This is a genomic window from Arthrobacter sp. HLT1-20, from assembly GCF_054510895.1.
The window spans coordinates 76674-83224 of the sequence record NZ_JBTNDR010000016.1 but is presented as its reverse complement, the minus strand read 5'-3'; the positions used below and the strand labels follow the sequence as shown (position 1 = coordinate 83224).

Here is a 6551-nt window from a genome sequence, read left to right as displayed (position 1 = left end):
GGGCGTGCCAAACAGGTGGGGACCCATGAAATTTCCTGGGTCCCCACCTGTTTGGCACGCCGCCGGCGCAGTCCGTGCACTTCGGCCAGCAGTTAGCGGCCCAGCGCCACCAATTCCTCCACGGCAGCACGCGCGCCACGGGAGTGCAGGGTGTCCAGGGTGCGCAGGTAGGCCTCGGTGAAGCGCTCGTTGTCCACGAGGTCGCCAAAGACGTCGCGGTTGCGCAGGAACGCCAGCTTGTCCTGGTGCTGCATTGCGGCGGCGGCCATGAGAGGTTCCTTGAGCTGGTCCACCACCTGGATCGGCTGCCCGGATTCGTCCGTCCCCTCGGCGTACCGCGCCCAGGACGCGACGATGCCGGCGGAACGGGCGATCCCGCCGTCGTTCTTCAGGTTGATCCAAACGACGGGGACAAGCCATTTGGGGATCCTGTCCGAACTTTCGGCGCACAGCCGGGCAAGGGTGTCGCGGACGTGCTCGTTGGCGAAGCGTTCAATGAGCGTGCGCTTGTAGAGCGGCAGGTCAACGCCCGGCAGCGGGGCGAGCGTGGGGGTGCCCTCCAGGTCCATGTAGTCCAGCAGGAACTGCACAAACAAGGGATCCTGGCAGACCTCGTGCGCGTAGTTGTAGCCGGCCAGCGTGCCGAAGTAGCACAGGGCCTGGTGGCTGGCGTTGAGCAGGCGCAGTTTCATGAGCTCGTACGGCTCAACGTCCGCCACCAGCTGCACGCCGGCGTCCTCAAGCGGCGGGCGGCCAGCGGTGAAATGGTCCTCCAGAACCCACTGTTCAAAGGGTTCGCACACCACCGGCCACCGGTCCGTGACGCCGAATTCCGCCGCAAGGAAGCTGCGGTCCCCATCCGTGGTGACGGGCGTGATCCGATCCACCATGGAGTTCGGGAACAACACGTTTTCGCGCATCCACGCGGCCAGCCCGGGGTCGCGCAGCTCGGCGAAGGCGGTGAACATCGTCCTGGCCACGTCGCCGTTGCCCTGGATGTTGTCACAGGACATGAGCGTAAAGGGTGCAATTCCCCGTGCACGACGCCGGGCAAGCGCCTCCGTGACGAGGCCGAAGCTTGTGCGGGGGGCTGCGTTGGGGGCAAGGTCGTGCACTACGTCCGGGTTTTCCGCGTCAAATTCCCCCGTGACGTGGTGGAAGTTGTAACCGCCCTCCGTCACAGTGAGTGAGACGATGCGGGTGTCGGGGGAGGCCATCTTCTCGATGACGGCTTCCGGATCTGCCGGGGCAAACAGGTACTCGGTCATGGAGCCGATGACGCGGGCCTCGCGGCGCCCGTCCGGGTGCTTCAAAAGCATTGTGTAGAGGCAGTCCTGCTCCGCCATGACGCGGGCCATTTTTTCATCGTGCGCCAACACGCCCACGCCGCAAATGCCCCAGTCAAGTGCCTTGCCGGCATTCATCAGCCGGTCCACGTACATGGCTTGGTGGGCGCGGTGGAAGCCGCCCACGCCAAAGTGCACGATTCCCGTTGTCACTGCGCTGCGGTCATAGTCGGGCACGGCAACGGTTGCGGGCAGCTGGGCAAGGTTTGCAGCGTTGAGTTGCGGCATGGGGGCGCTCCTTTGTCATGTGATCTTCATCCCACCCTATCAAATGAGCGCAAGTCAACGGCTCATTTGAGCAAGTGGTTCTTGAGGCGGCGGGACTATATTGGCCCAAAGCATTCTTGAGGAACACCAACCGCAGGAGAGTCAGCCATGGCCAAGGAACTTGCCACCCAATTGATCGAGCAACTTCAGGCCGCAGGTGTGCGGCGCATTTACGGAATTGTTGGTGACAGCCTGAACCCGCTGGTGGACGCCGTGCGGAAAACAGGGGGGTCCGGCAATGGTGGCATTGATTGGATCCATGTCAGGCATGAGGAGGCTGCCGCCTTCGCCGCAGGGGCCGAGGCGCAACTGACGGGGCAGCTGGCCGTCTGCGCCGGGTCCTGCGGGCCGGGCAATCTGCACCTGATGAACGGGCTTTTTGACGCCAACCGCAGTGGTGCCCCCGTCCTGGCCATCGCCTCCCACATACCCAGCAAGCAAATCGGCAGCGATTTCTTTCAGGAAACACATCCCGACAGGATCTTCGACGAATGCTCGGTGTATTCGGAGCTGGTCAGCTCCTCGGACCAGGCGCCGCGGGTGCTCTACAACGCCATTCAGCACGCCGTGGGGTTGCGCGGCGTTGCCGTGGTGACGCTTCCCGGCGATGTGGCCAGCCTGCCATCCTCGGCCCCGTCGCCCGTTCAGCGCCCCCTGCGGGCGGCCACCCTGGTCCCGGACGCCGACAGTGTCAAGGAATTGGCGGCCGCCATCAACACGGCCGAGAAGGTGGCCATCTTTGCCGGCGCCGGCGTGCAGGGCGCCCATGACGAGGTGGTGGTGCTGGCCGAAAAAATTAAGGCACCCATCGGGCACAGCCTGCGCGGCAAGGACTTCATCCAGTACAACAACCCCTTCGACATTGGCATGACGGGCCTGCTGGGCTATGGTGCCGCAGCGGAGGGAATCGAGGACGCGGACCTGCTCATCCTGCTGGGCACCGACTTCCCCTATGACCAGTTCCTGCCGGACACGCGAACGGCCCAGGTGGACAGGGCGCCCCAACACCTTGGCCGCCGCACGGACGTTGACATCGCCGTCCATGGCGACGTCCTGCCAACCCTGCAGGCATTGCTGCCCCTGATTGAAGCCAAGGAGAAGACCAAGTTCCTGGACGCGATCCTGAAAAAACATGACCGGCTCATGAACAAGTCCGTGGGCGCCTACACGCGCAAGGCGGACCAGCTGATCCCCATCCACCCGGAATACGCGGCGTCGCTGTTGGATGAAATTGCCGCCACGGATGCCATCCTTACGGCCGACACCGGCATGTGCAACGTCTGGACGGCACGCTACATCAACCCGCTGGGCACGCGCAGGCTCATCGGGTCCTACCTTCACGGCTCCATGGCCAATGCCCTGCCGCAAGCCCTCGGGGCGCAGGTTGCCTACCCGGACCGGCAGGTCATTTCAGTCTCCGGCGACGGCGGACTGTCCATGCTGTTGGGTGAATTGATCACAGCCGCCACGCACAAGCTGCCCATCAAGGTGGTGGTTTTCAACAACTCGACCCTTGGCATGGTGAAACTCGAAATGCTCGTGGACGGGCTGCAGGACTTTGGCGTGGATGTTCCCGACGTCAACTATGCCGGCGTCGCCGCCGCGCTGGGGTTCCATGCCGTCCGGGTCAGCGACCCGGCCAGGATTGCCGACGCGTACCGGGCCGCCTTTGCCCATGACGGCCCTGCCCTGGTGGAGCTGCTCACCGACCCCAATGCCCTGTCGATTCCGCCAAAAATCAAGGGCGGACAGGTCATCGGCTTTGCCACGGCCATGTCCAAGATTGTGCTCAACAAGGGGGCCGGCGAAGTTGTCAGCATGGCGCGCAGCAACCTCCGCAACGTTCCCCGCAGCTAAGCGCCCGACCGGGCAGTGCAGTCAACAAACCGTCCCCGCCAAAGGAAATTCCATGCTCACCAACTCCCTGGTCCTGGCCGCCATCGCGGCGCTCATTCATGTCTACATCTTTGTCCTTGAATCACTGCGCTGGACGGCCCCCGGCACCCGCAGGACGTTCGGCCTCAGCGAGGCCGAGGCGCTGGCCACCAAGGACCTGGCCTTCAACCAGGGCTTCTACAACCTGTTCTTGGCCGTGGTGACTGCTGTGGGCATCGGCCTGGTTGCGGCCGGGCATGAAAGCGTGGGCGTTGCGCTGGTCCTGGCCGGCTGCGGATCCATGGTGCTGGCGGGATTGGTGTTGCTCATTTCCTCACCCAAGAAGGCCAAGGCGGCATTGGTGCAATTGCTCATACCGTTGTTCGCGGTTGTTGAGGCGATCCTCTGGTATGTCTTCTAACTTTGCCGGATATACCCCTAGGGGGTATGCTGTTGGTGTTGTCAGTGACAGTGGTCTGTCCCGGCCGGGCATGTTGCCCAGGGCCATTACGTTCCCTTCAACCCACAACGTGACCCATACCTACGTTGAAAGGAATGCCACGTTATGTGCGCCTCCACCACAGAAATCCAGCCAACCGACGCGGACTTGGGGCTGTCTCCCGTGCGCCTTGACCTCCAGGGGCTGACGTGCGGCAGCTGCGTCAACAAGGTTGAAACCCTTGTTGGCAGGCTCGACGGCGTTGCGTCGGCCTCCGTGGCCCTGGTCTCCGGCGGCACCTCAATCCTGAGTGTCACCGGCGGCATCAGTGCCGAAACCGTTGCGGCGGCAGTCACCGCCGCCGGCTACCCCGCCGCAGTCTCCGCCCCATAGCGGGCGGCGGCACCCGCGCCCCAACTCCCGGCCACAGGCAAAAACTGCCGGCGGGAACCAGGCGCGGGTGCCGCCGTCGTGCGCGGGAACAGGCAAAAATGTGATCTTGACGGCCAGGACGGGACAGATCTGGGTAACTGAGGGACAATGGAAAGGATGACTTCCCCCAAAAACACCCCCAGCCCTGCTGTCGCCGCACCTGCCGCAACAGACTCCAAGACACGTCCTGCCCGCCGCGCGGCCCAGGTCATGCCTGCCACCGAGGGCTGGAAGCAGGCGAAGGACCCGGGAGGACGCCCGCTGCTGCAGTTCAAGTCCCCGCGCGTGTCCCAGCCGCCGGTACACCTGGCGGACCTGACGCTGGCCGAGCGTGAGGCGAAGTTCAAGGAGATGGGCCTGCCGGCGTTCCGCGCCAAGCAGCTCTCCGTGCATTACTTCCAGCATTACACCACCGATCCCGAGCGCATGAGCGACCTCCCCAAGGACCGTCGCGCCGAGATTGTGGACACCATGTTCCCCAAGCTCCTGACCGAGGTCAAGCGCCTCACCACGGATAACGGCGACACCATCAAGTTCCTGTGGCGCCTTTTTGACGGCTCCCTCGTGGAGTCCGTGCTCATGCGCTACACGGGCCGCGTGACCCTGTGCGTGTCCAGCCAGTGCGGCTGCGGCATGAACTGCCCGTTCTGCGCCACGGGACAAGCTGGACTGACCCGCAACATGTCCACGGCTGAGATCCTGGACCAGATTGTCCAGGCCAACCGGGTTATCGCCGAGGGTGGACTGGGCCACCTGCGCCGCGACGGCGGGCACGACGCCGAGCGTGTCACCAACATTGTGTTCATGGGCATGGGCGAGCCGCTGGCCAACTACAAGCGCGTCATGAAGGCCGTGCACAGGATGGCTGCCGAGGCTCCCGAAGGCCTGGGCATGTCCGCCCGCGGCATCACCGTCTCCACCGTGGGCCTGGTCCCGGCCATCAACAAGCTGGCTGAAGAAGGCATCGCCATCACGTTCGCGCTGTCCCTGCACGCCCCCGATGATGAGCTGCGCGACGAGCTGATCCCGGTCAACTCCCAGTGGAAGGTTGATGAGGCGCTTGACGCCGCGTACAACTACTACAAGGTCACGGGCCGCCGTGTCTCCATCGAGTACGCGCTGATCAAGGACATGAACGACCACCCCTGGCGTGCGGAGCTGTTGGCGAAGAAGCTCAACCAGCGCGGCCGCGGCTGGGTCCACGTCAACCCGATCCCGCTGAACCCCACGCCCGGCTCCATCTGGACGTCCTCCGAGCCGGAGGTCATGCAGGAATTCATCAATACGCTCATTGACAACGGCGTGCCCACCACGCTGCGCGACACCCGCGGCAAGGAAATTGACGGCGCCTGCGGCCAGCTCGCCGCAGCCGAGTAGAGCTTAACGAAAGGAACGACGCCGGAACTTGAGTTCCGGCGTCGTTCCTTGGGTTATGCTGTGGCTTTCTTCCGCCACGGGCGGGGCTTTTCCTGCGCCACTTTCACAAAGGCAGTGGTGGAGCCGGGCTCAATCTCGGTGCGGCCAGCGTCCTGGATGACGGGGCCGGCAGATTTTCGCGCACCCTTGCGGAACTCCTTTTCCGGCACGTTATCAACGCCCACGGGGAAGCCGCTGGCCGCCCACGCCTCCACGCTGGCCGGCTTGCTCTGCAGCACCCACGCGAAAAGCGCATGGGCGGCCTGGGCTGCGGCCTTGCCGGTGGACATCTCCAAGGATGCGTTCAGGACAATGGTGAGTGCTTGCTCCGGCAGGGGCGTGCCCTTGGGCAGCTGGGTGCCGGAGACCTGCAATTTGGCCAGCAGCTTGGGAAGCTCCGCTGCGGGCATGGGCGGCAGGCCCGCGGCGCTGGCTTCGCCAACGGTTGCCAGCACATGTTCGGGGAACGCTGCGAGGACTTTGGCAAACATCTTGGCGTCGGCCCGCCGCACGGATTTGGCGAAAGCCCCGTCGGCCCAGGTCTGCCAGTCGGGGCTCTCCGGGTCCCGCAAGTATGCCAGCGCGGAGGCCAGTGCCGCCGCGGCAATGCCGTGCTGCTCACTGGCGGGTTCCTCGCGGTCAACCAGCAAAATGATGGGTTGGACCAGTTCCTGGGGGCTGTTTTCGGGGATTTCACTCACCCCTTAAGCGTATGGGTATCTGCGGGGGCATGTGACAAGCTGGAATCCATGCACGGTTGTCCCCACCGCCCGGCG

Annotated in this window: 6 protein-coding genes; 4 read left to right on the top strand and 2 right to left on the bottom strand. The window is 64.3% G+C overall.

The annotated features are described in order from the left end of the window. Positions 1-92: 92 nt before the first annotated feature. On the bottom strand, positions 93-1574 hold the full coding sequence (locus ACX80Q_RS10655) for a mannitol dehydrogenase family protein (RefSeq protein ID WP_459330505.1): 1482 nt from the start codon (positions 1572-1574) through the stop codon (positions 93-95). Between the two features lie 147 nt (positions 1575-1721). Between ACX80Q_RS10655 and ACX80Q_RS10650 the strand changes: the two genes are divergently transcribed. The 4 genes from ACX80Q_RS10650 to rlmN all read left to right on the top strand — a co-directional run bounded on the left by ACX80Q_RS10650 (position 1722) and on the right by rlmN (position 5736). Continuing rightward, positions 1722-3470, top strand: coding sequence for a pyruvate dehydrogenase (locus ACX80Q_RS10650; RefSeq protein ID WP_459330504.1), 1749 nt, complete (start codon positions 1722-1724; stop codon positions 3468-3470). 52 nt (positions 3471-3522) lie between these two features. After that, positions 3523-3909, top strand: coding sequence for a DUF1304 domain-containing protein (locus ACX80Q_RS10645; protein ID WP_459330503.1), 387 nt, complete (start codon positions 3523-3525; stop codon positions 3907-3909). Positions 3910-4053: 144 nt separating this feature from the next. After that, positions 4054-4320, top strand: coding sequence for a cation transporter (locus ACX80Q_RS10640; protein WP_459330502.1), 267 nt, complete (start codon positions 4054-4056; stop codon positions 4318-4320). Positions 4321-4476: 156 nt separating this feature from the next. Next, a complete protein-coding gene (gene rlmN / locus ACX80Q_RS10635; protein ID WP_459330501.1) occupies positions 4477-5736 on the top strand; it encodes a 23S rRNA (adenine(2503)-C(2))-methyltransferase RlmN in 1260 nt (419 codons plus the stop codon). Between the two features lie 53 nt (positions 5737-5789). Here the strand turns inward: rlmN and ACX80Q_RS10630 are convergent, their stop codons facing one another. Then, positions 5790-6476 carry a peptidyl-tRNA hydrolase gene (locus tag ACX80Q_RS10630; RefSeq protein ID WP_459330500.1) on the bottom strand — a complete coding sequence of 229 codons (687 nt, stop codon included), beginning with the start codon at positions 6474-6476 and terminating at the stop codon, positions 5790-5792. Between the last annotated feature and the right edge of the window lie 75 nt (positions 6477-6551).

Coding starts and splice junctions, on each gene's coding strand:
- ACX80Q_RS10650 (WP_459330504.1), top strand. CDS start 1,722: ATGGCCAAGGAACTTGCCACCCAATTGATCGAGCAACTTCAGGCCGCA.
- ACX80Q_RS10640 (WP_459330502.1), top strand. CDS start 4,054: ATGTGCGCCTCCACCACAGAAATCCAGCCAACCGACGCGGACTTGGGG.
- rlmN (WP_459330501.1), top strand. CDS start 4,477: ATGACTTCCCCCAAAAACACCCCCAGCCCTGCTGTCGCCGCACCTGCC.
- ACX80Q_RS10645 (WP_459330503.1), top strand. CDS start 3,523: ATGCTCACCAACTCCCTGGTCCTGGCCGCCATCGCGGCGCTCATTCAT.
- ACX80Q_RS10655 (WP_459330505.1), bottom strand. CDS start 1,574: ATGCCGCAACTCAACGCTGCAAACCTTGCCCAGCTGCCCGCAACCGTT.